The organism is Alphaproteobacteria bacterium LSUCC0684 (genome assembly GCA_041228335.1).
GTDB lineage: Bacteria > Pseudomonadota > Alphaproteobacteria > Puniceispirillales > UBA1172.
The window spans coordinates 2,453,935-2,480,473 of the sequence record CP166130.1 but is presented as its reverse complement, the minus strand read 5'-3'; the positions used below and the strand labels follow the sequence as shown (position 1 = coordinate 2,480,473).

Genomic DNA, 26,539 nt, shown 5'->3' with positions numbered 1-26,539 from the left:
ATGCGTGTTGCGGTGGTGGATTATGGCTCCGGCAATCTTCAGTCGGTGATGCAGGCCATTCGGGCTTCGGCTCGGGATGCCGGCCTTTCGCATGAGGCGATCCTGACAAGTAATGCCGGAGACGTTGCCGGGGCTGATTACGTGGTGCTGCCCGGGGTTGGCGCTTATGCCGATTGCGCTGCGGGCATACGCGGCCTGCCGGAGATGGCAGAAACCCTCAATAGAAGAGTAATCGAGGATGGCCGCCCATTTCTTGGTATCTGTGTTGGCATGCAGCTGATGGCAAGCCGCGGTCTTGAAGATGGCGATACCCCTGGTTTTGGCTGGCTGAGGGGAGATGTGTGTGCCATCACCCCGGCACCGGATGGCGACAGAGACCGCAAGATCCCGCATATGGGATGGAACAGCCTGACCTTTCGGCAGGATCATCCGGTATTTGCCGGCTGCGATGATGGCATGGCTGTCTATTTTCTGCACAGTTTTGCTTTTGAAGGCGAAACCGATGCCATTCTGGCGGAAACCGATTACGGCGGCCCTGTTGTTGCCGCAATTGGACGTGACAATATGGTCGGTCTGCAGTTTCACCCTGAAAAAAGCCAGAATACCGGCCAGCGGATCATGACCAACTGGCTTTCATGGAAACCCTGAGGTAACGATTATGGCAAACACCCCACAGGCACGGATGCCGATCAAGAGTGTTGAAACCGTGACCAGTATCGCCAATGGCGATCTTCATGAATTGTGCGACGCAACGGAAGCGGCGATCGAAGATGGTGGCGGCTTCGGCTGGCTTAGCTCTCCGGGTCGCAAAAGGCTTGAGGATTACTGGAAAGGCGTTCTGCTTATTCCGGAAAAAGTGCTGATCATCGGCCGAATTGACGGCGTGGTTGCATCAAGCTGCCAGATCGCCCGGCCGCCTCGAAACAACGAAGCTCAGCGGTTCATGTGTCATCTGACCACGTTTTTCGTCGCCCCCTGGGCACGTGGACATGGTCTTGCTCCGATGATGCTGGATGAAGCTGAAGCGTTTTCACGTTCCGAAGGTTTCCGCATGATCAATCTCGATGTCCGCGCTACCCAGGAAAACGCAATTCGTCGATATGAAGCGGCGGGATATGTGAAATTCGGCACGAACCCGAAATACGCGCTGGTCGGGGAAGAGTATATCCCGGGATATTACTACTATAAGGAAATCACATGAAACTCTATCCTGCGATAGACATCAAGGATGGCGCGTGCGTCCGCCTGCTTTATGGCGATATGGACGCGGTGACGTCCTATAATCTCGATCCCGGCGATCAGGCACGCCAGTTTGCCGAGGCGGGTTGCCGGTGGATACATGTTGTTGATCTCAACGGAGCGGTTTCAGGGGCGCCGGTCAATCGTGAGGCGGTGCGGGCCATTCTGAAAATCGGCCTGCCGGTTCAGCTTGGTGGCGGAATTCGGGACATGAAAGGGATCGAGGCCTGGCTTGAAGATGGTATCAGCCGTGTTATTCTCGGCACGGCCGCGCTCAAAAACCCTGACCTTGTCCGCGAAGCTGCCCGCGTTTTCCCGGGGGCGATTGCGGTGGGGGCAGATGCCCGCGACGGGATGATCGCCGCCGAAGGCTGGGTGGAGACATCCGATATCCCGGTTGTGGATCTTGTCCGCCGGTTTGAGGATTGCGGTGTCGCGGCCGTGATTTTCACCGATATCGGTCGTGACGGCGCGCTCAAAGGCGTCAACCTTGAGGCGACCGCTTCGCTGGCGCGGCAGACAACTATCCCGGTCATTGCGTCGGGCGGGGTGGCCTCGATCAAGGATATCGAAGCGCTGGCCCGGGATGAGAGCGGCATCGAAGGCGTGATCACGGGCAGAGCCATCTATGACGGCCGTCTTGATCTTGGCGAAGCGCTGGCGCTTCTGGATGCGGCCTGATGCTGGCAACGCGGATCATTCCCTGTCTTGATGTTGATGGCGGCCGTGTCGTCAAGGGTATCAATTTTGTCGATCTGGTCGATGCCGGTGACCCGGTGGAACAGGCACGGGTGTATAATGACGCCGGTGCCGATGAGTTGTGCTTTCTTGATATCACCGCAAGCCATGAGGGGCGCGAGACAATCGTCGATGTCGTCCGGCGAACGGCGGCCATGTGCTTCATGCCGCTGACGGTAGGTGGCGGGGTGCGCTCGGTTGATGATTTCAGGCGGATGCTGCTCGCCGGTGCCGACAAGGTTTCGGTCAATTCATCGGCGGTGGCGGACCCGGATCTTCTCGGTCGTGCGGCATCGCGTTTCGGCAGCCAGTGCGTTGTCCTTGCCATTGATGCGCGGCGCAATCCGGATGGCGGATTTGAAGTATATACCCATGGCGGCCGCAAACCGACAGGGATTGATGCCGTCGCCTGGGCACAGGAAGGATGCCGGCGCGGGGCTGGTGAAATCCTGCTTACATCGATGGATGCCGATGGCACGAGAGAAGGATATGATATCGATCTCTTGCGGGCGGTTTCCGATGCCGTGCGGGTGCCGGTGATCGCATCGGGCGGGGCCGGAAATGCCGATCACATGGCGGATGCGGTGATTGAGGGGCATGCCTCGGCGGTGCTGGCGGCATCGATCTTTCATTTTGGTGTGCTGACGGTTGATGCGGTCAAGAAGGTCATGCAGGATAGAGGGATCGCGGTACGCCGCAACGACCGGATCCAGCAAGCCGGAGGCTGAACCATGGACACCCATATTCTTGATCGTCTTTATGCTGTAATCGAAGAGCGCAAATCGGCGGACCCGGAGGAAAGCTGGACCGCCCGTCTTCTCGCCGAGGCCCCCGCCCTGCCCGCAAGAAAACTGGGTGAGGAAGCTGCCGAAACCATCATCGAAGCCATGCGTGGAGACAGCGCCGCCCTCAAGCGAGAGGCCGCGGACCTGATCTACCATCTCATGGTTGTTCTTGCCGCCGCCGGCGTCAGGCCCGAAGATGTCTGGCGTGAGCTGGAACAGCGCGAAAACCAGTCTGGTCTGGTGGAAAAGGCCAGTCGTTGAGACCTGATTTGCGGTTCAGCCTGAAAGGAGTATCCCATGTCCAAGAGTTATGATCCCGAAAACGTTTTTGCCAAGATCCTCAACGGAGCTATTCCATCCAGTCCGGTTGATCAGGATGAGACCACCTTTTCCTTTGATGACATTCAGCCGCGCGCCCGGGTTCATAGTCTGGTTATTCCCAAGGGTGCTTATGTCGATCTCAATGATTTTGCCGCCCGGGCCAGTGATGAAGAACTCGCCGGATGGGTCCGCGCCCTTGCCCGTGTTGCCCAAAAACAGGGGGTGGCCGAAAGCGGATATCGAGTCATCGTGAATTGTGGTCCCGATGGCAATCAGGAAGTCCCGCATCTGCACGGTCATGTGCTGGGTGGTCAACCTCTCGGCGCCATGATCCGGCGGTCATGACAGGCTTTATCTGAAGAGAACCAGAGACCAGATATTAAATCACTTGCGCCGGGCCGTAATATTTGAAAGACTAAAATACAACCTATGACTATATTAGTAATATATCATGCAAGCAAAAATAAACACCATTGCCTTCCGGGGGGTGGACACGATCCCTGTTGATGTGCAGGTTCATCTTTCGAACGGCTTGCCAAGCATGGCCATTGTCGGTCTTGGTGACAAGGCGGTGGCGGAATCAAAGGAACGTGTTCGGGCGGCCTTGTCTTCGATGGGTCTTGCAATGCCGCCGAAGCGTATTGCCATCAATCTGGCACCGGCGGATCTGTTAAAGGAAGGCTCACACTTTGATCTGCCGATTGCGCTCGGGTTGATGCTGGCGATGGGGGTTTTGCCCCAGGACAGCCTTGATGGCTTTATTGTTCTTGGCGAGCTTGGGCTTGATGGCAGTATCACCAGTGTCGGCGGTGTGCTTTCCGCCGCTATCGGAGCATCGGCGCTTCAGATGGGTCTTATCTGCCCATCATCCTGCGGCACCGAAGCCAGTTGGGCAGGGCCACTCTCAATCATTGCCGCGCCATCCCTCGTTGCGCTGGTCAACCATCTCCGGGGTGAGCAGGTGCTTAACCCGCCGGTGGCCACCGCGGTTGCCCCATCTGTATCCTACCCGGACATGCGTGATCTCGTCGGGCAGTATACCGCTCGCCGGGCGATGGAAATCGCCGCCGCCGGTGGACATAATCTGCTGATGATCGGGCCGCCAGGTGCCGGAAAATCCATGCTTGCTGCCCGGCTTCCCGGTCTGCTGCCGCCCTTGACCGCGGCCGAGGCGCTGGAAGTGACGATGATCCATTCCATTGCCGGCCAGCTTGAGGAAGGTAATCTTATCCTGAACCGTCCCTTTCGTGACCCGCATCATTCGGCTTCGGTGGCAGCCCTGGTGGGTGGCGGCACCCGGGCCAAGCCGGGTGAGGTCAGCCTTGCCCATGGTGGCGTGCTCTTTCTTGATGAACTCGCGGAATGGCCTCGCCCGCATCTTGATTCGCTGCGCCAGACGATTGAAACAGGCAAGGCGGTGGTCAGCCGGGCCAATCATCATGTCACCTATCCGGCTCGGTTTCAACTGATTGCCGCGATGAATCCATGCCGATGTGGCTATCTTGGAGATCCTGCCCGGGCCTGCACCCGGGCGCCTTTATGCGGGCGTCAGTATCAGTCAAGACTTTCCGGACCCATGCTCGACCGGTTCGACATGCTGATCGAAGTGCCGGAAGTTCCTGTTCGGATGTTGACCCGGCCAAGTGATGCTGAAGACAGCGCCACGATTGCCAGCCGGATCATGCAAGCCCGCCTCATGACAGGGCAACGGCCGGGGCAGGGAGAAAACCTGACCAATGCGCAGCTGACACCGGAGATGATTGAGACCATCATTCCTCTTGATGATAAAGCCCTTGCATTGATCCATGATGCGGCAGAAAAACAGGGACTTTCAGCCAGAGGATTCCACCGCGTGTTGCGGGTGGCGAGGACTATTGCCGATCTCGCCGGAACAGAAGACATCACCCAGGATCACCTGGCCGAAGCCCTGCGGTTACGCCGCTTACCTGTTGAAGCCTGATGCCGCGCTCTTGATTTCGATGGCATCCCAGATCATTGCCGGGATATCGATACCGGAAAAACGTTGAATTTCCCGTAGCCCTGTGGGTGAAGTCACATTGATTTCGGTCAGATACCCGCCAATCACATCAATGCCGGTGAAAAGAAGACCACGTTCCTTCAGAATTGGGCCGATCACCGCGCAGATTTCACGATCCCGGTCATCAAGTTCGGAAACGGCTGCCGTTCCGCCGACATGGAGATTGGATCTCGCCTCGCCTTCCTGCGGCAGGCGGTTCAGCGCGCCCGCCGCCTCACCATCCACCAGGATCACTCGTTTATCTCCATGGCGCACCGCCGACAGATATTGCTGGATCATCAATGGCGCACGGTCCATGGAAAGCATCATCTCAAGCAGAGAGGAAAGATTGCTGTCCTCAGGAGACAGGTGAAAGACCCCCGCCCCGCCATTTCCGAAAAGAGGCTTGATAATGATATCCCGGTATTCCTGGCGAAAGGCACGGATATCATCGGCGTTACGGGTGATCATTGTCGGGGGCAACAGATCAGGGAAATAGGTGACAAGCAGTTTCTCCGGCGCGTTACGCACTTCGGCCGGGTGGTTCACCACCAGTGTTTCGGGATGAAGATGCTCAAGCAGGTGTGTTGCGGTGATATACTGCATGTCGAAGGGCGGGTCCTGCCGCATCAGGATGACATCATGATCCGCCAGGCGGCGGTCTTCCACCGCACCGGATGATACATGATTGCCGGGCTCATCGCGGAGGATTACAGATTGCCCTTTTGCCCTGATGCCATCGGAAGGACGCTTGCCTGAATGGAGCGACATCGTCAGGTTTTCAGGTCCATAGATAAAAAGATCGTGGCCACGGCGCTGGGCTTCAAGCGCGAGAGCAAAAGTCGAATCCCCGCGAATGTCGATCCCTTCGATGGGATCCATCTGGATAGCGACGTTCAGTCCCATGGAAAGATCACTGCCGGTCGTCGTCGTTGACGCGGATATAGTTTACGACTTCCTGGGCAAAGCGCAACTCGCGCGCATGGTCGACGACCGCAAGCATTTCGGCTTCAGAGGAAGCGATGCCGGAGAGAAAGACCGTGCCATTGACAACATCAACAGAAAAATTGATCGAGGAGATATCCTTGTCCCCAATGAGTTTGGCCCGCATCTGGGCGGCGGCGGCAACGTCTTTTGCCATATCCTTGAGGGTTGACGTATCCTTGACTTCAATCTCGTTGATCACTTCGATGACGCCGCGGACCTGCCAGGTGAGTTTCGTGGCCTCGACTTTATCCTCGGGTGTCTGGACATTGCCGGTCAGAAGGACCGACCCGTTATTTACCTTGGCGCTGACATCGGAAAAGAGCCCGACATCCTGCTGCACAAAGGCATCCGCCAGTTTGACCCGGATAATGCTGTCGGAAAACGAGGTTCCAAGACCTTTTTCGGTTGATCCCGCGGCAACGGCGGCGGCGCCAACCCCTGCAATGGCGCCAACACAGCCTGAAAGTCCCAGACTAAGGGCAAGCAGGAAAAAACCAGTGATCAATGATATGCTGGATCCGGATGGGCGTGCCGCGGCCATGAATACCCCCTCGCTGATACAAACAAGTCGCAAAACTATTTTTGGACCAGGACCAGCCAAAAAACAAGCCAATAAAAGAATAATGCCCAACATCATCTGTCAGTTCAGGCTGCCTGCATTTGTAAAAAGGTGAAACCTCCCCAATGGCCGCACGACCACGACATCAAGACGTATCATCAGCCCCGCAGTTTCCGGATGACGGGACTGGTAAACAAGCGCTGTCCTTTCGATGCGCCGGATCTGTCTTGGTGATGGGAGAACAGCTTCGACCGTCTGCCCTGCACCGGCGTATTTGACCTCGGCCACCACAATCAGATTGCCGCGCCGGAGGATGAGGTCTGCCTCCCCGACCGATGTGCGGTATCGGCGCGCAAGAACCCTGAAACCGCGCATACGATAGAGAAAAGAAGCATAAACTTCCGCAACACGGCCACGTTTCTCTGCCCGCTGTTTCGCGTTTCTGGTCATGATCGGGGTGGCGAGGCGCCCAGCGATATCGCGTAGATCCTGCTTCGGGGTAGTCCGGTTGCGGCGGCTACATCGCGCACTGCATCACGGTGGCTTGCACCATGCTTCATTGCGGCGGCAACCATGGCTGCAATTTCGGCCGGATCAGTTTCCGTCTCTTGCCGGCATGGCCCGGCCATGACGACGATCTCGCCTTTCGGTGGGTGCGCTTCAAAATGCGCAATAAGGCTGTTGGCGGTGCCGCGGCGTGTCTCTTCATGCTGTTTGGTGAGTTCCCGCGCAACGGCGATATCCCGCCCCGGCAGATGCGTATCAATATCAGCGAGGCAAGCGATCAGGCGGCGCGGCGATTCATAGAAGACAAGCGTGGCATCAAGACCGGCAAGAGAAGCAAGCTCACGTTGCCTTCGGTTTTTTTGCTGGGGCAGAAATCCGGCAAAGAAAAATCGGTCCGTTGGAAGTCCGGCGGTAACCAGGGCCGCGAGCAGGGCAGAAGGGCCGGGTATCGCCACCACCTTCACCTCGCGCTCAAGGCAGGCATCCACAAGCTTGTAGCCAGGATCGGAAAGCAGAGGGGTGCCGGCATCACTGACCAGCGCTACGGTGATGCCATCCTCTATCGCCTTGATAAGCCCTGCGGCGACACTTGGCTTGCTGTGATCATGGTAGGAAACCAGTTTGCCATGGGTAATCCCCAACCGGTGAAGCATCAGCCCGGTATGGCGTGTGTCTTCACAAGCGATCAGCCCGGCAGTTTCAAGGCAGGTTCTGGCCCGGGGCGACAGATCACCAAGATTTCCAATGGGGGTAGACGTGATCACAAGCTGACCTTGGCCATCGGTATTGGAAGGCGACCTCTTTGACAGGCGTGACTTATCTGATAGCCTAGTCATCTCGAAATGAAGAACAACATGTGACAAGCATGAAACCGATCATACATTATTTTATGTCATTCACCCTAACGATAAGCACCTGAGCTGTGAAAACTTATCCCTTTTTACGGTTATTGTTTCTGTTGCTGCCCATCCTGATGGCAGGGTGTAATACGTCCAGTCAGGATACGGCGCGCACAACAACGGGCCCATCGGCTCCGCGCCTTGCGGTGAGCGCACCGGTGACGGATATCAAGGCTTCGGATGCCGAGGAAGTGCGTCCGGCGGCGACAACCCAATCCGGCGCGCAACCATCAGCCGAAGATCTCGACCCGGTGCTTGAAATGATCAAATCCGCCAGCAGCATTTCCGAAGAGACCGGCGATAGCATCCAGCAGATTGTGTCAGCCCTCGAGAAAATTTCCGTATCCGATGACAATGTCGGTGTGATTATAGATAATCTCATCAAGAGAGATGAGGCAGAAGCTGCTGAAACCCCTCAGAGCCCGGAAGGACAGGTTGGGGAAGAAAAGGGTGTTGCAGCAATCGCCGCAGAAGAGCCGCGCGAAGATGACGTCAAACCTGCCGAACTTGTCATTCCGGAAGGCAGAGACCCATCGCTTGCTCCCGAAGCTCTTGCTGCGGCCTTTGCGCTGATTAGGCCCAAGGCCACGCTGAACGAAGATCTCGCTATTGAGCCTGTTGCCCCGATCCCGATCCCGGAAAAGCCGGAGGGCGGTTTCCGGATTGCCATTCTCGCGCCATATACCGGCCCCGCTGCCGCTATCGGCCAGCGCATCAGAAAGGGAGCTGAACTTGCGCTTTTCGAACTTCAGCTTCAGCAAGTTGATCTGATTTTCCAGGATACGGCTTCGGGGGCTGAGGCGGCAGTGCTTCAGGCCGTTCGTGATCAGGCTGATCTCATCCTCGGGCCGGTATTTGCCGAAGATACCCGAAAGGCATGGCCTTTCGCTCAGGCCGCCTCCGTGCCGATGATCTCCTTTTCCAATGACCTTGTGGTTGCCCGGCCCGGGCTGTGGATTCTGGGTCAGACACCTGAACAGGAAATCGAAACTGCGCTGGCCTATGCTCTTCAACATGTTAAGCCCAATCCAAAATCCGGGCGGCGGGACCTTGCCATCGCTCTGGTGGAACAGGACAGCGTCTATGGCAGGCGGGTTGCAAATCACGCAAATGAAATCCTTCTGGAAGCCGGTATTGGGGACATTAAACGCCTGACCATCAATGCCGAAACACGATCCAATGAGGCCGCCTTGCGCCGGGTGGTACGGAATTTCGTCCAATGGAGGAAATCATCGAATGGCAGCTCATCCCGCGTGCCGGTTTTTGATCTCGTTATCATGGCAGGCGACAATACGTTCAGCCTCGGGGTTGCTCCGGTGCTGGCATGGTATGACCTTGATCCGGAAAAGGTCCGGTATCTTGGCACATCGATATGGGATGACGCGGCCACCTTGCAGGAACCGTCGCTGGCCGGGGCCTGGTACGCGAACGCGCCAAGGGATCAGCATGGCAGATTTGCCCAGCTCTGGGCCAAGACTTCCGGCACCCCTGCTGATCGCCTTTCGATGCTTGGCTTTGATGCGGTGGCGTTGGTCGGCACGATTGTTCGCGAAAAGGCAGATCTCTATCAGGAATTGACAAACCCGATCGGGTTTTCGGGGTTTTCCGGGATGTTCAGGTTGTTGCCGGACGGCCGCAACCTGCGGCTTCTTGATGTTCGCGAGATCAATGATAGCACCAGCACGATCATCGCCCCGGGGCCTGAGTCCTTCTGAGCGGCGGCCAGATCAGATCACCAGTGATGTCAGCACGCTGTTGAGGAGCGGCCGGGCATCCTCCTTCAGCCGCAGCCTTTCTCCATTCAGGTCAAGATGACCACTGGCGACAAGCTGCTCCAGCATTCCGGTATTGATCCATGTCTCCCGCGGCCCGGCCAGGGATGTGATCGCATCGAGATCAACCCCTGTCGTGAGCCGCAAGCCCATCATCATGGCTTCACGCCCGTAATCTGCCGGCAATTCTTGCGATTCCTGATCAAGGGCGTGGCCATGCGCTTCAACATCATCAAGCCAGGATGAGGGATCACGGCGGCTTCGGGTTTCAATGCGCAACCCGTCACGCCAGACCCGTCCATACGCCCCCGGGCCTGTGCCGATCCAGTCTCCAGCCTGCCAGTAAAGGAGATTATGTCGGCTTTCCTGCCCCGGCCGGGCGTGATTCGAAATCTCATAGGCAGGCAAACCTGCGGCCGCGGTTTTTTCCTGGGTGAGGTCATAGAGGTTGCGGGCCAACTCGTCTTCTGGCAGGAAAAAAAGCCCTCGCTGATGCTGGCTCCAGAACGCTGTCCCGGGTTCAAGCGTCAACTGATAGAGCGAGAGATGATCAAGACCAAGGTTGAGGATACGATCCAGCTCATCTGTCCAGGAACGAAGCGTCTGATCAGGCCGGGCATAGATGAAATCAGCCGATACCCGCTGAAAATTCCTGCGGGCATGCTCCAGTGCCTTGAGGGCCTCGGCGCCAGAATGTTCACGGCCAAGCCCGACAAGCGCCGCATCATCAAGCGCCTGAACCCCGAGCGAGATCCGGGAGACACCCGCTCCGGCAAAGGCAGCCATTTTTCCCGCTTCAACGCTGGTGGGATTGGCTTCCATGGTGATTTCGATATCTGGACTTGCGGCAAAAATCTGACCTGCGCGATCAAGCAGGGCTGCCACCGTGGACGGCTCCATCAAAGAGGGCGTTCCGCCGCCAATGAAAATGCTGTCCAGCACCCGGCCCTTGCACGCGGTCATCTCTGCCAGTGTTTCCATTTCCCGTAGCAGGTTGGTTTTCCAGCGGTCGTGATCTACCGCCTCCCGGACATGGCTGTTGAAATCGCAATAGGGGCATTTTGCCCGGCAGAAAGGCCAGTGGATGTAAAGCCCGAATGGCCGTGCGGCGATGCCCATCCCTTCGCCCCTTCACTGCCGCCGTGGAGTTTCGATAAAACAGCGTTCGAGAAGCTGGGCAAAGGCTTCGGCCCGGTGGCTGACCTGGTGCTTCCAGTCCTGATCACATTCGCCAAAGGTCAACGCATGTCCGAGCGGGCGGAACATCGGGTCATAGCCAAACCCCCTGTCTCCTCGCGGTGGCCAGACCATTTCGCCGTCGATGGTGCCTTCGACGGTTTCATCATGGCCATCGGGCCAGACAAGGGAAAGGGCGCAGACAAATCGGCAGTTTTTATCCTGACTCCCTGAGGCCAGAAAAGACGCATGCACCTTTTCCATTGCCATGGAGAAATCTTTTTCGGGTCCGGCCCAGCGGGCCGAATAGAGCCCGGGCGCATTATTGATGGCGGTGAGTTCAAAGCCGCTGTCATCTGAAAGTGCAGGCATCCCGCTTGCTCTGGCCGCGGCGGCGGCTTTCAGTGTGGCATTGCCGCGATAGGTTTTCTCGGTTTCTTCAGGTTCCGGCAGATCAAGTTCGGCGGCGCTGGATATCTTGAGGGCAAACGGGGCCAGAAGATCACGGATTTCCCGCACCTTGCCCTGATTATGGCTGGCGACAACGAGACAGGGTTCGGTCAATTGTCTGCCCCGGCTCATAGTGCTGCCTTGACCGCATCCAGCTGATAGGCGCAAAGCTTTCGGATACCGTCTTCGGCAAGCCCGAGCATGGCGTCAAGTTGCGCCCGCCGAAACGGCTCGGCTTCAGCGGTCATCTGGATTTCCACCACCCCGCCATCAGAGGTCAGGACGAAATTGGCATCAGCCTCAGCCGTGGAATCTTCGCTGTAGTCCAGATCCAGCACCGGCTGACCCTGATAGATACCGCAGGAGACGGCAGCAACCTGATCGGTCAGGGGCTGGCGGGTAATGAGGCCATCAAGCAGCAGTTTTTCGGTGGCCAGCCTGAGCGCGACCCAGGCCCCGGTGATCGAGGCTGTTCGAGTTCCTCCATCAGCTTGCAGGACGTCGCAATCAACCTTGATCTGGCGTTCTCCGAGCGCCGCAAGATCGGTAACCGCGCGCAAGGACCGGCCGATCAGACGTTGAATTTCCTGTGTCCGGCCTGATTGCTTACCCCGTGACGCTTCCCTCTCGGTCCGTGTATGGGTGGATCGAGGTAGCATGCCATATTCAGCCGTAACCCAGCCGCGACCGGTGCCACGCAGGAATGGGGGAAGACGTTCCTCGACACTTGCGGTGCAAATCACATGGGTATTGCCGCAACGGATCAGGCATGACCCTTCGGCATAGGGAGAAAATCCCGGCTCTATCCGGATTTCACGCAGCATGTCAAAAGACCGGCCGGAGGGACGGGCTGGAGCTGTTGGATCGGCAGGGGCCATGTTCTTCTCCTCAAACCTTGTCGTCGTCATGATATTGACGCCTGTCTTTAGCATAACTAGGCTGATGCCATGAACGATTATTTTCAACCATCCCTTCAATCCAGACCTGCCGATGCGGAAGTGCGCGGCGAGATCAGCAATCTGAGCGCAAGGACCCGCGCGATTTTCACCCGGATTGTCGATCTTTATCTCGAAACCGGCTCGCCAGTGGGATCAAAGATCATTTCATCGCAGATGGAAAACCCGCTGTCGCCGGCCAGCATCCGGTCCATCATGGCGGATCTTGAAGCGGCCGGGCTTTTGTTTCAACCCCATGCTTCGGCTGGCCGCATGCCCACGGAAACCGGGCTCCGGCTTTTTGTGGACGGGCTGCTCGAAGTCGGCAGTGATATTCCGAAAGAAACGCGGGCACGCATCGATGTGGAATGCAATGCCAGCGGGCTCAGCTTTGCTGATGCGCTTGAGCAGACAACTTCGGCCCTGTCGGGTCTGTCACGATGCGCGTCGCTGGTGATCACGCCGAAGCGTGATGCATCGATCCGCCATGTTGAATTCGTGCCGCTTGGTCGCGGCGTCGGCGGCACCACCCGGGCGCTGGTGGTCATTGTCAACAGCGTCGGTGATGTGGAGAACCGGATCATTGATCTGCCGGCGGATCTGCCGCCATCGGCGCTGGTGGAGGCGGGAAATTTTCTCAGCACCGTGCTGGCCGGCTCCACCCTTGCCGAGGCCGATAACATCCTGAAAACCGATATCGCCGCCCGGCGGATGGAGATCGACACCCTCAGCCGCAAGGTGATCGATGCCGGTATTGCCCATCTTGTCGGCGGTGCTGCCGAGACAGGGACGCTTATTCTGCGCGGGCATGCCAATCTGCTCGAAGATATTTCCGCAGCAGAGGATATAGAGAAGATCCGCACGCTCTTTTCCATGCTGGAGATAAGGGAAAACACAAGGAACGTGCTTGAAGCCGTGCAACGCGGCTCCGGCGTGCAGATATTCATCGGCGCCGAGAACGCGCTTTTTGGCAATACCGACTGTGCGATGATCATCGCACCCTACAAGGACAGTGAGCAGAAAGTCATTGGTGCGGTAGGGGTGATCGGCCCCCGGCGCATGAATTATGCCCGCATCATCCCCATGGTGGATTACACCGGCGAGGCCATCACCAAGATGCTGTCGCTCTAAATCTGCCACGGCATCTTGGCAAATCAGGTTCAAACGCCTACATAACCTTCATCTCCGATGACCCAGAGGTGCAGAAATGGCGGATGAAACGACAAAAGATGATGTGAACGACGCCCCGAAGGATGACAAATCCGATATCAAGAACGCGGCAGACACAGCTTCTGTGGATGATATCGTCATCCCCGAATTCCCGGAATCCGCATCAGGTGAGCAGGGGGAAAACATCGATCCGTTGGCGGCGCTGGAAGCTGAGCGTGATGACCTCAAGGATCAGGCTTTGCGGGCGTTGGCGGAAGTTGAAAATATGCGTCGCCGGACCGAACGCGAAATCTCCCAGGCACGAAAATACGGCCATGCCGGGTTTGCCCGCGATCTTCTTGCATCGGTGGACAATCTCAGCCGCGCCGTAGCTGTTTTGCCTGAAGATCGGAGCGGCCTTGATGAGACCATGACCAATCTGGTGATTGGCGTTGAGATGATCAATCAGGAGATCACCACGGTTCTGGAACGTCATGGCATCGTGCGGATCAATCCGCTCAATGAGAAATTCGACTACGAGAAGCACCAGGCCATGTTCGAGGTTCCCACCAGCGAGGTTGAACCAGGCACGGTTGTTCAGGTGGCGCAGGCCGGCTGGATGCTCCATGACAGACTCCTCTCCCCGGCCATGGTCGGTGTTGCAAAAGCGCAGGATGGAGCGGAAGAGGCATAGAAAGCGGCATTCGGGCGGCCCCCTTGCAATCAGGGATGCAGTTCCTATATGTGGCTTGAATACTGAAACATCGCGGCACCAAGATGGTAGCAGACCCTGGTCCCGCAATACGGAAGAAAGAGGGTAACATGGGTAAAGTGATTGGCATTGACTTGGGTACAACCAATTCCTGCGTTGCGGTCATGGACGGAACATCCGCCAAGGTTATTGAAAACGCCGAGGGTGGCCGCACAACTCCATCAATGGTGGCTTTTACCGAGGATGGCGAACGGCTCGTCGGCCAGTCGGCCAAACGGCAGGCGGTGACCAATCCGGAAAATACGCTTTTCGCCATCAAGAGGCTGATCGGACGTCGGCATACCGACAAGGCGTCAAAGCATTTCGCCAAACTTGTTCCCTATAAGACGGTAGCCGCTGAAAATGGCGATAGCTGGGTCGAGGCGCATGGTGAAAAATATTCACCCAGCCAGATTTCGAGCTTTATTCTGCGCAAACTGAAAGAGGATGCCGAAGCATATCTCGGTGAAAGCGTTACCGAAGCGGTAATTACCGTGCCAGCGTATTTCAACGATGCCCAGCGTCAGGCCACCAAGGATGCTGGCAAGATTGCAGGCCTTGATGTGTTGCGTATCATCAATGAGCCGACCGCCGCCGCCCTCGCCTATGGCCTCGACAAGAAGGAATCCGGCACCATTGTCGTTTATGATCTTGGCGGGGGGACTTTTGATGTCTCGATCCTCGAAGTCGGCGATGGCGTGTTCGAAGTCAAATCCACCAACGGGGATACATTCCTTGGCGGGGAGGATTTCGACCAGCGGATCATCGATTTCCTGGCCGATGAATTCAAAAAGGGCAACAGCATTGATCTGCGGGAAGACAAGCTTGCCCTCCAGCGATTGAAAGAAGCGGCGGAAAAGGCAAAGATCGAGCTTTCCAGCGCGACCCAGACCGAAGTCAACTTGCCCTTCATCACGGCAGATCAGTCCGGGCCGAAACACCTTAACGTCAAACTCACGCGCGCCAAGCTTGAATCCCTTGTCGATGATCTGATCCAGCGCAGCATCGAGCCCTGCAAGGCAGCGCTCAAGGATGCCGGTATCAAGGCCGGGGACATTGACGAAGTCATTCTCGTTGGCGGCATGACCCGGATGCCGAAAATCATCGAAGCGGTGGAGTCGTTCTTCAAGACCGAACCGCATCGCGGGGTCAACCCGGATGAGGTGGTGGCCAGCGGCGCGGCAATCCAGGGCGGTGTGCTCAAAGGCGACGTCAAGGATGTGTTGCTACTTGATGTAACCCCGCTTTCACTTGGTATTGAAACCCTTGGCGGGGTGTTTACGCGGCTGATTGACCGCAACACCACCATCCCGACCAAGAAAAGCCAGACATTCTCCACCGCCGACGACAACCAGACCGCGGTGACGATCCGGGTTTTCCAGGGTGAACGTGAAATGGCGGCGGACAATAAACTCCTGGGTCAGTTTGATCTTGTCGGCATCCCTGCCGCCCCGCGCGGCGTGCCGCAGATCGAGGTGACATTTGATATCGACGCCAACGGTATCGTCAATGTCAGCGCCAAGGACAAGGCGACCGGCAAGGAACAGCAGATCAAGATCCAGGCCTCTGGCGGCCTTAGCGATGATGATATCGAGCAGATGGTCAAGGATGCTGAAGCCAACGCCGAAGAAGATAAAAAGCGTCGGGAAAAGGTCGAAGCCCGCAACCAGGCGGAATCGCTGGTTCACGGGGCTGAAAAATCCCTTGCGGATCTCGGTGACAAGGCCGATGAGGCGCTGAAAGCCGATGTGGAAAAGGCGGTGGCTGACCTCAAGGAAGCACTGGAAGACGAATCCAATGAGGATTTCGGCCCCCAGACCGAGGCGCTTTCCGCAGCGCTCATGAAAATGGGCGAGGCGGCATATGCGGCCAGTGCCGATGAGGCGGATGACGATGCTGCCAAGAACGAAAACGCCAGCGACGATACCGTCGTCGATGCGGAATTCGAAGAGGTGGACAGCGACGACGATCAGAAGAAGGCAAGCGGTTCCTGAGACCTCTTGCCCTTTCAGCGGCCCGGATTTCACTCACCATAGCAGATGTAGCGGTTCAGTATGGCCAAACGTGATTATTATGAAGTGCTTGGCGTGAAGAAGGATGCTGATCCAAAAACGATCAAGTCCGAATATCGCAAACTGGCCATGAAATATCATCCGGACCGCAATCCGGATGACAGCGCGGCTGAAGAAAAATTCCGCGAAGCAACCGAAGCCTATGAAGTGCTGAAGGACGAGCAGAAACGCGCGGCCTATGATCGTCTTGGCCATGCGGCGTTCGAACAGGGTGGCGGATTTGGTGGCGGTGCTGGCTTCGGGGCTGGCGGTTTCGGTGCCGGCGGCTTCTCCGATATCTTTGATGAAATGTTCTCCGATTTCATGGGCGGGCGTGGTCAAGGCCGCCGAGGCAACACCAAGGGTGCTGATCTCAGATATGATATGACGATCAGCCTTGAAGAAGCTTTTACCGGTGATTCCAAAACAATCAAAATCCCGGTTGCCACGTCTTGCGAGACCTGTAAGGGCAGTGGTGCTGCTCCGGGAACGAGCCCCACCAGTTGCAGCACCTGCGGCGGGCATGGCAAAGTTCGGGCCCAGCAGGGATTTTTCACGGTTGAACGCACCTGCCCGTCGTGTCAGGGGATGGGGCAGACGATATCCTCTCCCTGCAGCAGCTGCGGTGGCCAGGGACGGGTGCAGAAAAACCGCACGCTTAATGTTACGATCCCGCCCGGTGTTGATATCGGCACGCGCATTCGTCTTTCAGGCGAAGGGGAAGCCGGCCTGCGAGGTGGCAGCCCCGGTGATCTCTATATTTTCATCGATGTGAAGGCGCATGAAATTTTTGAGCGTGATGGAACAAGTCTCCTGCTGACCATGCCGGTGCCGATGGCAACCGCGGCCCTGGGCGGGACGATTGATGTGCCCAATCTCGATGGCAAGATGGCCAGGGTGAGCATTCAGCCCGGCACGCAATCCGGCCACCGGCTGAGACTCAAGGGTAAGGGCATGCCAGGGCTTCAGGGACGTGCGCGAGGTGATCTCTATGTTGATATTCATGTTGAAACGCCGGTCAATCTGACGGCAAAGCAGAAATCTCTTCTCGAGGAATTTGCCGCCAACAGCGGAAAACAGAACCCCGAATCCACCGGTTTCATGAATCGAATCCGTAAAATGTTCGGCGAAGAGGATTAACCTCAAGCTCCCCGGTTTTCACCAGCCGCAGTTTCAATTATGCTGGCGATTGTGCCGGTGATTATGCTGGCCTCAGAAGGAGTCCGCCATGACCTTATCCTCTACGCGTGTTGCGCTGCCCGGTGCTTCGGGACGCATGGGACGCATGATCACCATCGCCCTTGCCGAAACCGAAGACATGACGCTTGCGGCTGCTACGGACCATCCGTCTTCAGAATCCATCGGCCAGGATGCGGGCCGGATGAACGGGCTTGCCGAAACAGGGGTGCTGGTGGCGGGTGACAAATCCGCTCTCGCCACCGCCGGGGCTGATGTCATCATTGATTTCACCACCCCCAAGGCCAGCGTGGAACATGCACGCCTTGCGGCTGAACACGGGATTCCCATCGTCATTGGCACGACCGGGATGACCGATGCGGATGCCCGTATTCTCGAAGAAGCCGCAGGAAGTACGGCGGTTGTCTGGTGCGCGAACACCTCTGTCGGGGTGACGCTTCTTTCCCGGATTGTAGAAGATGCGGTGCGGGCACTTGGCCCGGACTGGGATATCGAAATTGTTGAAACCCATCACAAGCACAAGGTAGATGCTCCATCCGGTACGGCATTGCTGCTGGGTGAGGCAGCCGCAAAAGGCCGTGATGTCTCACTTTCAGATGTAGCGGACTATGCTCGCCATGGGATTACCGGCGCGCGCAAGGATGGCGCGATAGGTTTTGGCGTTCTTCGCGGCGGTGATGTGGTGGGTGAACACAGCGTCATGTTGTTTGGCCAGTCGGAACGGATTGAGCTCACGCACCGGGCGATTGACCGGATGATCTTTGCCCGGGGGGCGCTGAGAGCGGGGCGCTGGGCTGCCGGAGCCACGCCCGGGCTTTATTCCATGCATGACGTTCTAAAAGGCTAACGCTGGACTTTGCTCAGCAAGGCATTGATCTCTGGCAGAAGTTCCTGCTTTTCAACGGCATGAAGAAACGGGCCGATCTCAGCCTTGCGTCCGTGGCTTTTCACCACAAGTCGCTGGGGCTGGCCTGATTTCGGCGGTGCTGATGGTTCAAGTTCAGCCTTCAGCCAGGGTGAAGGCAACTCTTCAATGGCGGTTTCTCCATCAGGGCTTGTTCGCTCGATGCGGAAGGTCGCCGGATTGGCGGTGATTTTCTCCCGTTGCCGGGCACTTTTGTAATTCATGCGGAAGAACGCCCAGACCACCAGGATCTCGAGCCCGAGAAATCCGACAACAGGCCAGGCCCCCATGAGAAAAAAGATCAGCCCGATTGCAACCATCAAACTGCCGAGAACCGCCATCAGAATGCGGAAACCTTTCTGGCTGAGGCTGCGATGCGGCCACAAGAGCAACCCGTCGCGGTCAGCGGAACTTCCGTTGCCGTTCGGGATTGATGCGCGCGGGGCTTGATTTTCACCTTGAATTTCCATGATGATAACATGTGCCGTTAAGGTCAGCCCGTCAATCCTCTCCTGTTTTGTGGGACAAGGTGACGCGTAAAAAAGCCTTGAGGGCGGCGCATTCCCCGGATCGGGGATCAGACAACGGATGGGTATATGCTCACCTTCAAGCGAGACGTATAAAAAGGATACCCGGCATGGCCACAACTTCGGAACAACCATCACCAAAGATGAAACAGGCGGATATTGATGCCTGTTTCGAGCTGCTCGCGGCCATCATGCCGGAACCGAAAACCGAACTTGAATACCGGAATCCCTATACCTTGCTGGTGGCGGTGGCACTCTCAGCCCAGGCAACGGATGTGAGCGTCAACAAGGCAACACGGCCGCTTTTTGAAATTGTCTCAACACCTCAAGACATGCTCAGACTTGGTGAAGAAAAACTGCGTTCCTTTATCAAGACGATCGGGCTCTTCAACACCAAGGCAAAGAATGTCATGGCAATGGCGGAAATATTGGTGCGGGACCATGGCGGGGAAGTGCCCCGCAGCCGTGAAGCGCTCGAAGCACTGCCCGGGGTTGGGCGGAAGACCGCCAACGTTGTCTTGAACGAGGCGTTTGGGGAGCCGACGATTGCGGTTGACACGCATATCTTCCGTGTTGGCAATCGCACTGGCATGGCGGTGGGATCAACCCCGACAAAGGTGGAGATGTTGCTGGAAAAACGGGTCCCTGACCGCTACAAGAAAGGCGCGCATCACTGGCTTATCCTGCATGGCCGGTATACTTGCGTTGCGCGCAAACCGAAATGCGGGGCCTGCGTCATCAGAGAGAAATGCACCTATCGGCACAAGACCACCCCCTAGAGCTGTTCCCTTTCGCCGAGATCCCTGATGCAGGCGTCATGATCGTAAGCAAGCCCCAACTGCCGATGGCGACCGACCCAGGCGGTGATCGTTTGCCCTTCCCCTCCATCGCGCAGGATGAAATTCACAACACAGTTCACCAGCCGATATTGCCAGATTTCAACCAGGCCTTCCTTGCGCATGAAATCCGGCTCGCCAAGCTGCAGGAGAAGCCGGTCAAAAGAGCTGCCGACCAGCGTTGCCGGTTCAAGCTGAGGTGGTGGGGCGGGTTGCGGAGATAGTTCAGGTTGAGGGACTGGCGCCGGATCAGGTGGCGGCGGCGGGGCTGTTACCTGGGCAAGTTCTAGGGCTGAAGATGTTGAGGCCGGTGGCGCAGGATCGGCGGTATCCGTACTCGCTGCTGGGATTTCCGTGATGCTGGTTTCCTCAAGATCCGGCAATGTTTCAACGGCATAGGCACTGAGATCCGGTACCGTTTCAGGGCTCACCGGGGCGCGGAGCTCCAGCGGAGCATTCTGGACATGCTGGCATCCGGCCGTCATGAAAGACAGCCCTGCCGCAAGGATCATCATTCGTGAAAAACAACCTGACATGATATGGACCCTGCCCCGAAAAAAACCAGCCTCATGCGGGTTTAGCCCTTAAGGCTTCATTTTTCAATCCGCATCAGGTAATACAGGTTGATTATAGTCTTTCAAATACGATCAGATCATGTCTTCATCACCACCTATAGTAACCATCGGCAACGCCATTGTTGATATCATCGCCCTGGCGGATGATCAGTTCATCATCGATCAGGGCATGCAGAAAAGCGCCATGAATCTCATTGATGCTGAACGGGCATCATCTCTTTATGACGCCATCGGCCCGGCGACGGAAATCTCTGGCGGCTCGGCGGCGAATACCGCGGTTGGGATTGTCGCCTGTGGCGGCCAGGCCGGATTCATCGGCAAGATTTCCGAAGACATGCTGGGACGAATCTTCAGCCATGACATTCAGGCCGCCGGCGTTATGTTCACGCCAGTCTATGCCGAGGGCAACCAAACTGCATCTTCGACCATTCTGGTCACGCCAGATACCGAGCGTACCATGAACACCCATCTCGGCGCGTCGATTACGCTTGGCCCCGATGACATGGACGAAGACCTCATTGCCGGGGCGGAATGGGTCTATCTTGAAGGATATCTATTCGATGCGCCAGCCGGGCCGGATTGCTACGCAAGGGTGGCCGAGATTGCCCGCGCCAGCCGGACAAAGGTTGCGGTATCGCTTTCCGATGCCTGGTGTGTTGAGCGCCATCATACGGCGCTTTCAGCGTTTCTTGCCGAACATACAAGCCTTGTCTTTGGCAATGAAGATGAAATCCTGACTCTTTTCCCGGGGCCTTTTGATGCAGCAATCCGGCAGGTTACCGCCATGGTCGAGGAAGCCGTCATCACTTGCGGGGCGGCGGGGTCTCTCGTTGTTCGAGGTGACAGCCAGGCCCGGGTTGCTGCCGACACCAACCTGCGGGTGGTGGATACAACAGGTGCCGGTGATCTTTACGCCGGCGGCTATCTCTTTGCCCGGCAGAAGGGACACGATCTTGAAACTTCGGCTCGGATTGCCACGATTGCCGCGAGTGAGGTGATCAGCCATATCGGCGCCCGCCCGCAGGAAGATCTGTCCCAGCTCATCGCCGCGCTGGATATCTAGTCCAGACTGTCATGGGCGGCAATGGCCGCCGCCTGCACGATATCGGTCACGCTTGCTCCCATCGGAACGATCTGAAACGGCTTTTCTGCCCCGGTGAGAATAGGACCAATAGTGGAGCCGCCACCAATCTGCTTGAGCAGTTTATATGCAATATTGGCTGAATGCAGTCCAGGCATGATCAGCACATTGGCCGGGCCGGAAAGACGGCAGAAGGGATAGTTCTGGCGCATCAGTTCGTAATCCAGCGCCACTTCGGCTGTCATTTCGCCGTCATATTCAAATTCCACACCACGTTGATCCAGAACAGATACCGCTTCATGCGCCGCGCGGGCTGTTTTCATCCAGGGGCTGCCGAAATTCGAGAAGGCCAGGATAGCCACCCGGGGGGTATGGCCGAAAGCTCTCGCCTGCGCCGCCAGCCCTTCGGCAATGTCCGCCACCTGATCAGGATCAGGGCGTTCGTGAACCGATGTATCCCCGATAAAGACCGTCGTCCCGCGTGAAATCACGATGCTGAACGCCATGAACGGGGTATCAGGTTTCGGTCCGATAACCCGGGTGATGTGGTCAAAGCTGGATTTGAACGATCGCGTCGTTCCGGTGACCATGGCATCCGCATCCCCGGCCCTTACCATGGATGCGGCAAAGATATTGCGGTCCTGGTTGACCATGCGCTGACAATCCCGTCGAATGGCGCCGTTTCGCTGCAGCATGCCGTAAAGATCATCGATATATTTCTCATTTCGGGTTGAGATCTTGGCATTGATACAGGTCAGTTCTTCCACCCCGTCAAGGCCCAGCCGTTCAAGTGCTTCTTTCAGCCGATGTTCGCGGGCTACCATCAAGGGTTCACCATAGCCGGCGGCCCGGAAAGCAATGGCGGCGCGGATCACTCTTTCCTCTTCCCCCTCGGCAAAGACCACCTGCCGTCCCTTGCCCTTGATGCGGGCAAAGATCTTCTGAAGGGTCGATGCGGTCGGATCAAGCCGCGCCGAGAGTGTTCCGCGATAGGCGTCCACATTCTCAAGTGGTTTGCGGGCAACGCCATCTTCCATTGCTGCCAGTGCCACCGCCGATGAGACTTCGACGATAAGACGTGGATCAAAAGGTGCGGGGATTATGTAGTCCGGGCCGTAATGCAGGGTTTTGCCATCATAGGCTTCATTGACTTCATCGGGGACATCGGTGCGGGCCAGCCTGGCGATGGCTTCAGCGGCGGCGATTTTCATCCCTTCGGTAATCGAAGATGCCTGCACATCAAGGGCACCCCGGAAAATATAGGGGAATCCGAGCACGTTATTGACCTGATTGGGGAAGTCGGACCGGCCGGTTGCGATGATGGCATCAGGGCGTGCGGCCCTGACCTCATCCGGCATGATTTCCGGTACCGGGTTGGCCATCGCAAAGATGATGGGCCGTTCCGCCATGGAAAGAACCATTTCCTTTGTCATGGCGCCTGCAACCGAAAGGCCCAAAAACACATCCGCCCCTTCGAGGGCTTCGGCCAGGCTGCGCTTGTCGGTGGCGATGGCATGCGCCTCTTTCCATGGGTTCATGGCAGTTTTGCGCCCTTGATGGATGACGCCTTCCTCATCGGCCAGCAGGACGTTTTCATGGGGCACGCCCATGGCTTTGATCAGCCGGACGCAGGCCAGTGAGGCCGCCCCGGCACCATTTGAGACAATCTTGATATCCTCAAGGCGGCGGCCGGTCAGATCAAGGGCGTTGATCAATGCCGCGGCAACGATGATGGCGGTCCCGTGCTGGTCATCATGAAAGACGGGGATGTTCATGACTTCCCGAAGTTTCTTTTCGATGATGAAGCATTCCGGGGATTTGATATCTTCAAGATTTATCCCGCCAAAACTCGGGCCAAGCAGACGGACGGCATCGATAAAGCGTTCCGGATCATCGGTATCAAGCTCAAGATCAATGCCATCGATATCAGCAAATTTCTTGAACAATACCGCCTTGCCTTCCATCACGGGCTTTGCCGCCAGCGCGCCGATATTGCCAAGGCCGAGGACAGCAGTGCCATTGGTGATCACGCCGACGGTGTTGCTCTTGGCGGTATAGACAAAAGCCGCATCCGGATCAGCGGCGATTTCAAGGCAAGGCGCGGCCACCCCGGGGGAATAGGCCAGGGCCAGATCATGCTGGCTGGTCAGGGGTTTGGTTGGCCGGATTTCAAATTTGCCGGGCCGCCCATTGGCGTGAAGGGCCAGAGCTTCTTCATCCAGAAGCGATTTTTTGGCTTTTGTCATTTGTTTCCTCAAGGTGATGAAGCGGCTCTAGCACCACTGATCGGGATCGTCTATGGTATGCCCATCAGGATACGGTCCGATTGTCCTTGCTGCATACACCGAAACCGCCATAGTGTCCATGTGATGAGCACCGCTGAAGACAAATCTATCCTCACCACCCTTCCCGAGGCAAGTGCCAGCGGCATTACACCCATGCTGGCCCAGTATATCGACGTCAAGACCGCGCATCCAGACAGCCTCCTGTTCTACCGTATGGGAGATTTTTATGAGCTGTTTTTCGGCGATGCCGTTGAAGCCGCGCGGGCGCTGGATATCACCCTGACCCGGCGAGGCAAGGTCGATGGCCGTGATGTGCCGATGTGCGGCGTGCCGTTTCATGCGGCAGAAGCATATCTGTCGCGCCTGATCAGGCAGGGGTTCCGGGTGGCGATATGTGAGCAGAGCGAAAATCCCGAAACCGCCAAGAAGCGCGGCAACAAAGGCCCGCTCAAGCGTGATGTTGTGCGTATTGTAACGCCAGGGACGCTGGTCGAAGATGAATTTCTACCGCCGCGTGAAAACAATTTCCTCGCCGCCTTGGGGGAAGCCGGTGGGGCATCCTCTCTTGCCTGGGTTGACCTCAGCACCGGTGAGATTATGGTGGAAAGCATCGACGGGGATCGCCTGGAAGAAAGCCTCGCTCGTCTTCAGGCTGCCGAGATTATTGTCAGCGATCGGCCGGAGGCAGACCATCCTTTTACCGATGGCGAAACCCACGGGCTTGCAGGCTGCGTCTCGATCCGCCCGGCCCGTGATTTTGACAGCACCGCCGGGGAAAGGCGGCTTTGCGAAGTTTACGGTGTTTCCACCCTTGACGGAATGGCGATGCTGACGCGGTCGGACTGCGCAGCGGCCGGGGCGCTGGTGCGATATCTCGATCAGACCCAGAAAGGTCGCGCCTTGCGGTTTCGCCCGATCCGGAAAAGAGCCAGTGCCGGGATTCTCGAAATGGATCCGGCCAGTCGGCGATCTCTTGAAATTACAAGGACACTTGCAGGCAAGACGCAAGGCAGCCTTCTTTCAGCGATCGATGATACCGCAACAGCGGCGGGCGCCCGGCTTCTTGCCGCACGGATTGCCGCGCCCCTGACGGATCCGGATGCAATCAATTCAAGGCTTGATCTGGTTGAAGTGCTGAAATCGGACCCGGTCTTTCGGGATGGTGCGGCCGCCGCACTCAAGGTGATGCCTGATCTGGAGCGTGCCCTGTCGCGTCTCGGTCTCGGGCATGGCGGGCCAAGGGATATCGATGCAATCGGCCGCGGGATAGGCCAGGCACAACTGCTGGCCGAGGCGATTGACCGCCGTGTTTCAACCCTCATCGCTGCCGAACCGCTTGAGCAGATGGCCGTGAGTTTCCGGGCACCGGCAGCGCTTGCCGACCAGATCAGCACCACCTTGGGGGAACACCTGCCCCTTCTTGCCCGTGACGGCGGTTATATCCGGCCGGGGTTTCATGCGGGCCTTGACGATCTGCGGGCCCTGCGGGATGAAAGCAAGAGGCTCATTGCAGGCTTGCAGGCAAAGTACTGCGAGACTACAGGCATCTCATCCCTCAAGATCAAGCATAACAATGTCCTTGGCTATCACATTGAAGTCCGAAGCACCCATGCCGATGCCATGCTCGCGGATGAGCGGTTCATTCACCGGCAGACGACAGCCCAGGCATTGAGGTTTTCCACAACCGAACTTGCTGAACTCGAACGTGAGATGAGTGGTGCGGCAGACAGGGCCTTGGCGGTGGAGCTCGAACTTTTCTCAGCCCTTGCCGATGATGTGCTGGCTTCGGCCGATGCGATCCGTGCTCTTGCCCATGATGCTGCCCGTCTCGATGTTGCTGCCGCTTCCGCCCGGCTGGCTGAACGCTGGAACTATTGCCGGCCGGAATTGGACACATCCACCGAGTTTCACATTCAGAATGGCCGTCATCCGGTGGTGGAACAGATGCTGGGAAAAATGGATGATCATCCGTTTATTGCCAATACCTGCCATCTTTCAGCCGCAGACCGTATCTGGCTTCTTACCGGCCCCAATATGGCGGGGAAATCAACCTTTCTTCGGCAGAATGCCCTCATTGCCGTGATGGCCCAGGCGGGGTTTTATGTTCCGGCAGAATCCGCCGTGATCGGGATGGTGGATCGGCTTTTTTGCCGCGTCGGCGCCTCGGATGATCTCGCCACAGGACGTTCCACGTTCATGGTGGAAATGGTGGAAACCGCGGCAATCCTGAACCGGACAGGAGAAAGATCACTCGTTATTCTTGATGAAATCGGCCGGGGAACCGCGACCTATGACGGGTTGTCACTGGCCTGGGCCGTGGTGGAATACCTGCATGAGGTCAATCGATGCCGGACACTTTTCGCCACCCATTATCACGAACTCAACGCGCTTGAGCGGAGTCTTGAAGCCCTTTCGACCCATGCCATGACGGTCCGGGAATGGCAGGGAGATATCGTCTTCCTTCACGAAGTTGCCCCCGGAGGCGCGGACCGGTCTTACGGGATACATGTGGCGCGCATTGCGGGGATACCTGCGCCGGTCCTCGAACGGGCCGAAGCGGTGCTGGAAAGCCTGACCGAAGAAAACGCGCCTCTCAGCGCATCGGCGGTGGATGATCTGCCGCTGTTTTCCATCGAGACCCGTGATCCGCCAACGGCCAGGCATCGGGAGGAAACCGAGGCCGTGCTGACCTATCTTGATGAGCTCTTGCCCGATACCATGACCCCGCTTGAAGCACTTGAGGCACTTTATGCGCTCAAGAAATACCGTGATCAGTCCGGATAAAAGACCTGCTCATG

Annotated in this window: 26 protein-coding genes; 16 read left to right on the top strand and 10 right to left on the bottom strand. The window is 57.2% G+C overall.

All coding sequences use genetic code 11. The features are described from left to right. The 7 genes from hisH to AB8880_11840 all read left to right on the top strand — a co-directional run bounded on the left by hisH (position 1) and on the right by AB8880_11840 (position 5,043). A complete protein-coding gene (hisH, locus tag AB8880_11870; protein XDZ65603.1) occupies positions 1 to 648 on the top strand; it encodes an imidazole glycerol phosphate synthase subunit HisH in 648 nt (215 codons plus the stop codon). A 10-nt stretch (positions 649 to 658) separates the two neighbouring features. Next, a complete protein-coding gene (locus AB8880_11865) occupies positions 659 to 1,201 on the top strand; it encodes a GNAT family N-acetyltransferase (GenBank protein ID XDZ65602.1) in 543 nt (180 codons plus the stop codon). Next, complete coding sequence (gene hisA, locus AB8880_11860) at positions 1,198 to 1,920, top strand: 1-(5-phosphoribosyl)-5-[(5-phosphoribosylamino)methylideneamino]imidazole-4-carboxamide isomerase (protein ID XDZ65601.1); 723 nt, start codon at positions 1,198 to 1,200, stop codon at positions 1,918 to 1,920. The genes AB8880_11865 and hisA overlap by 4 nt, the downstream gene beginning before the upstream one ends. Continuing rightward, positions 1,920 to 2,705 carry an imidazole glycerol phosphate synthase subunit HisF gene (gene hisF / locus AB8880_11855; protein ID XDZ65600.1) on the top strand — a complete coding sequence of 262 codons (786 nt, stop codon included), beginning with the start codon at positions 1,920 to 1,922 and terminating at the stop codon, positions 2,703 to 2,705. The genes hisA and hisF overlap by 1 nt, the downstream gene beginning before the upstream one ends. 3 nt (positions 2,706 to 2,708) lie before the next feature. Next, entirely contained in the window at positions 2,709 to 3,023 is a 315-nt protein-coding gene (locus AB8880_11850; protein XDZ65599.1) for a phosphoribosyl-ATP diphosphatase, read from the top strand. A 36-nt stretch (positions 3,024 to 3,059) separates the two neighbouring features. Continuing rightward, complete coding sequence (locus AB8880_11845) at positions 3,060 to 3,428, top strand: HIT domain-containing protein (protein XDZ65598.1); 369 nt, start codon at positions 3,060 to 3,062, stop codon at positions 3,426 to 3,428. A 106-nt stretch (positions 3,429 to 3,534) separates the two neighbouring features. After that, on the top strand, positions 3,535 to 5,043 hold the full coding sequence (locus AB8880_11840; protein ID XDZ65597.1) for a YifB family Mg chelatase-like AAA ATPase: 1,509 nt from the start codon (positions 3,535 to 3,537) through the stop codon (positions 5,041 to 5,043). Here AB8880_11840 and gshB read toward each other — a convergent pair. From gshB to rsmI, 4 genes are all read right to left on the bottom strand, one after another. Then, positions 5,026 to 6,006, bottom strand: a complete 981-nt coding sequence (gene gshB / locus AB8880_11835; protein ID XDZ65596.1) for a glutathione synthase — start codon at positions 6,004 to 6,006, stop codon at positions 5,026 to 5,028. The two genes, AB8880_11840 and gshB, sit on opposite strands and share 18 nt — an antisense overlap. 7 nt (positions 6,007 to 6,013) lie before the next feature. Next, positions 6,014 to 6,628, bottom strand: coding sequence for a BON domain-containing protein (locus tag AB8880_11830; GenBank protein ID XDZ65595.1), 615 nt, complete (start codon positions 6,626 to 6,628; stop codon positions 6,014 to 6,016). A gap of 99 nt (positions 6,629 to 6,727) precedes the next feature. After that, positions 6,728 to 7,096 (bottom strand): YraN family protein, encoded by a 369-nt coding sequence (locus AB8880_11825; protein ID XDZ65594.1) that lies wholly within the window; start codon positions 7,094 to 7,096, stop codon positions 6,728 to 6,730. After that, positions 7,093 to 7,989 carry a 16S rRNA (cytidine(1402)-2'-O)-methyltransferase gene (rsmI, locus tag AB8880_11820; GenBank protein XDZ65593.1) on the bottom strand — a complete coding sequence of 299 codons (897 nt, stop codon included), beginning with the start codon at positions 7,987 to 7,989 and terminating at the stop codon, positions 7,093 to 7,095. The genes AB8880_11825 and rsmI overlap by 4 nt, the downstream gene beginning before the upstream one ends. A 137-nt stretch (positions 7,990 to 8,126) precedes the next feature. Here rsmI and AB8880_11815 point away from each other — a divergent pair, with 137 nt between their 5' ends. Beyond that, positions 8,127 to 9,767, top strand: coding sequence for a penicillin-binding protein activator (locus AB8880_11815; protein XDZ65592.1), 1,641 nt, complete (start codon positions 8,127 to 8,129; stop codon positions 9,765 to 9,767). Between the two features lie 12 nt (positions 9,768 to 9,779). Here AB8880_11815 and hemW read toward each other — a convergent pair whose 3' ends face one another. Genes hemW through rph form a run of 3 tightly spaced genes read right to left on the bottom strand, consistent with a single transcriptional unit; the run spans position 9,780 to position 12,358 of the window. Continuing rightward, positions 9,780 to 10,943 (bottom strand): radical SAM family heme chaperone HemW, encoded by a 1,164-nt coding sequence (gene hemW / locus AB8880_11810; protein XDZ65591.1) that lies wholly within the window; start codon positions 10,941 to 10,943, stop codon positions 9,780 to 9,782. Between the two features lie 12 nt (positions 10,944 to 10,955). After that, positions 10,956 to 11,582: a non-canonical purine NTP pyrophosphatase gene (locus AB8880_11805; protein XDZ65590.1), complete on the bottom strand. Its 627-nt coding sequence runs from the start codon at positions 11,580 to 11,582 to the stop codon at positions 10,956 to 10,958. Then, complete coding sequence (rph, locus tag AB8880_11800) at positions 11,579 to 12,358, bottom strand: ribonuclease PH (protein ID XDZ65589.1); 780 nt, start codon at positions 12,356 to 12,358, stop codon at positions 11,579 to 11,581. The genes AB8880_11805 and rph overlap by 4 nt, the downstream gene beginning before the upstream one ends. A 39-nt stretch (positions 12,359 to 12,397) precedes the next feature. Here rph and hrcA point away from each other — a divergent pair, with 39 nt between their 5' ends. The 5 genes from hrcA (at position 12,398) to dapB (ending at position 18,380) form a co-directional block, all read left to right on the top strand. Further along, entirely contained in the window at positions 12,398 to 13,516 is a 1,119-nt protein-coding gene (gene hrcA / locus AB8880_11795; protein XDZ65588.1) for a heat-inducible transcriptional repressor HrcA, read from the top strand. 76 nt (positions 13,517 to 13,592) lie between these two features. Then, positions 13,593 to 14,228 carry a nucleotide exchange factor GrpE gene (gene grpE, locus AB8880_11790; protein ID XDZ65587.1) on the top strand — a complete coding sequence of 212 codons (636 nt, stop codon included), beginning with the start codon at positions 13,593 to 13,595 and terminating at the stop codon, positions 14,226 to 14,228. A gap of 128 nt (positions 14,229 to 14,356) precedes the next feature. Next, entirely contained in the window at positions 14,357 to 16,279 is a 1,923-nt protein-coding gene (gene dnaK / locus AB8880_11785; protein ID XDZ65586.1) for a molecular chaperone DnaK, read from the top strand. A gap of 60 nt (positions 16,280 to 16,339) precedes the next feature. Then, complete coding sequence (gene dnaJ, locus AB8880_11780) at positions 16,340 to 17,476, top strand: molecular chaperone DnaJ (GenBank protein XDZ65585.1); 1,137 nt, start codon at positions 16,340 to 16,342, stop codon at positions 17,474 to 17,476. An 88-nt stretch (positions 17,477 to 17,564) separates the two neighbouring features. Next, positions 17,565 to 18,380 carry a 4-hydroxy-tetrahydrodipicolinate reductase gene (gene dapB, locus AB8880_11775; protein XDZ65584.1) on the top strand — a complete coding sequence of 272 codons (816 nt, stop codon included), beginning with the start codon at positions 17,565 to 17,567 and terminating at the stop codon, positions 18,378 to 18,380. Here the strand turns inward: dapB and AB8880_11770 are convergent. Then, on the bottom strand, positions 18,377 to 18,907 hold the full coding sequence (locus AB8880_11770; protein XDZ65583.1) for a DUF2244 domain-containing protein: 531 nt from the start codon (positions 18,905 to 18,907) through the stop codon (positions 18,377 to 18,379). The genes dapB and AB8880_11770 overlap by 4 nt on opposite strands. Before the next feature lie 200 nt (positions 18,908 to 19,107). On the opposite strand from AB8880_11770, the gene nth reads away from it, so the two are divergent. Continuing rightward, positions 19,108 to 19,743 (top strand): endonuclease III, encoded by a 636-nt coding sequence (gene nth, locus AB8880_11765; protein ID XDZ67067.1) that lies wholly within the window; start codon positions 19,108 to 19,110, stop codon positions 19,741 to 19,743. Here nth and AB8880_11760 read toward each other — a convergent pair. Further along, complete coding sequence (locus AB8880_11760) at positions 19,740 to 20,336, bottom strand: hypothetical protein (protein XDZ65582.1); 597 nt, start codon at positions 20,334 to 20,336, stop codon at positions 19,740 to 19,742. The genes nth and AB8880_11760 overlap by 4 nt on opposite strands. A 118-nt stretch (positions 20,337 to 20,454) precedes the next feature. Here AB8880_11760 and AB8880_11755 point away from each other — a divergent pair, with 118 nt between their 5' ends. Continuing rightward, positions 20,455 to 21,438 carry an adenosine kinase gene (locus tag AB8880_11755; protein XDZ65581.1) on the top strand — a complete coding sequence of 328 codons (984 nt, stop codon included), beginning with the start codon at positions 20,455 to 20,457 and terminating at the stop codon, positions 21,436 to 21,438. Here the strand turns inward: AB8880_11755 and AB8880_11750 are convergent. Next, complete coding sequence (locus tag AB8880_11750; protein XDZ65580.1) at positions 21,435 to 23,702, bottom strand: NADP-dependent malic enzyme; 2,268 nt, start codon at positions 23,700 to 23,702, stop codon at positions 21,435 to 21,437. The genes AB8880_11755 and AB8880_11750 overlap by 4 nt on opposite strands. A 123-nt stretch (positions 23,703 to 23,825) precedes the next feature. Between AB8880_11750 and mutS the strand changes: the two genes are divergently transcribed. Next, complete coding sequence (gene mutS / locus AB8880_11745) at positions 23,826 to 26,525, top strand: DNA mismatch repair protein MutS (protein ID XDZ65579.1); 2,700 nt, start codon at positions 23,826 to 23,828, stop codon at positions 26,523 to 26,525. The last annotated feature ends 14 nt before the right edge of the window (positions 26,526 to 26,539 follow it).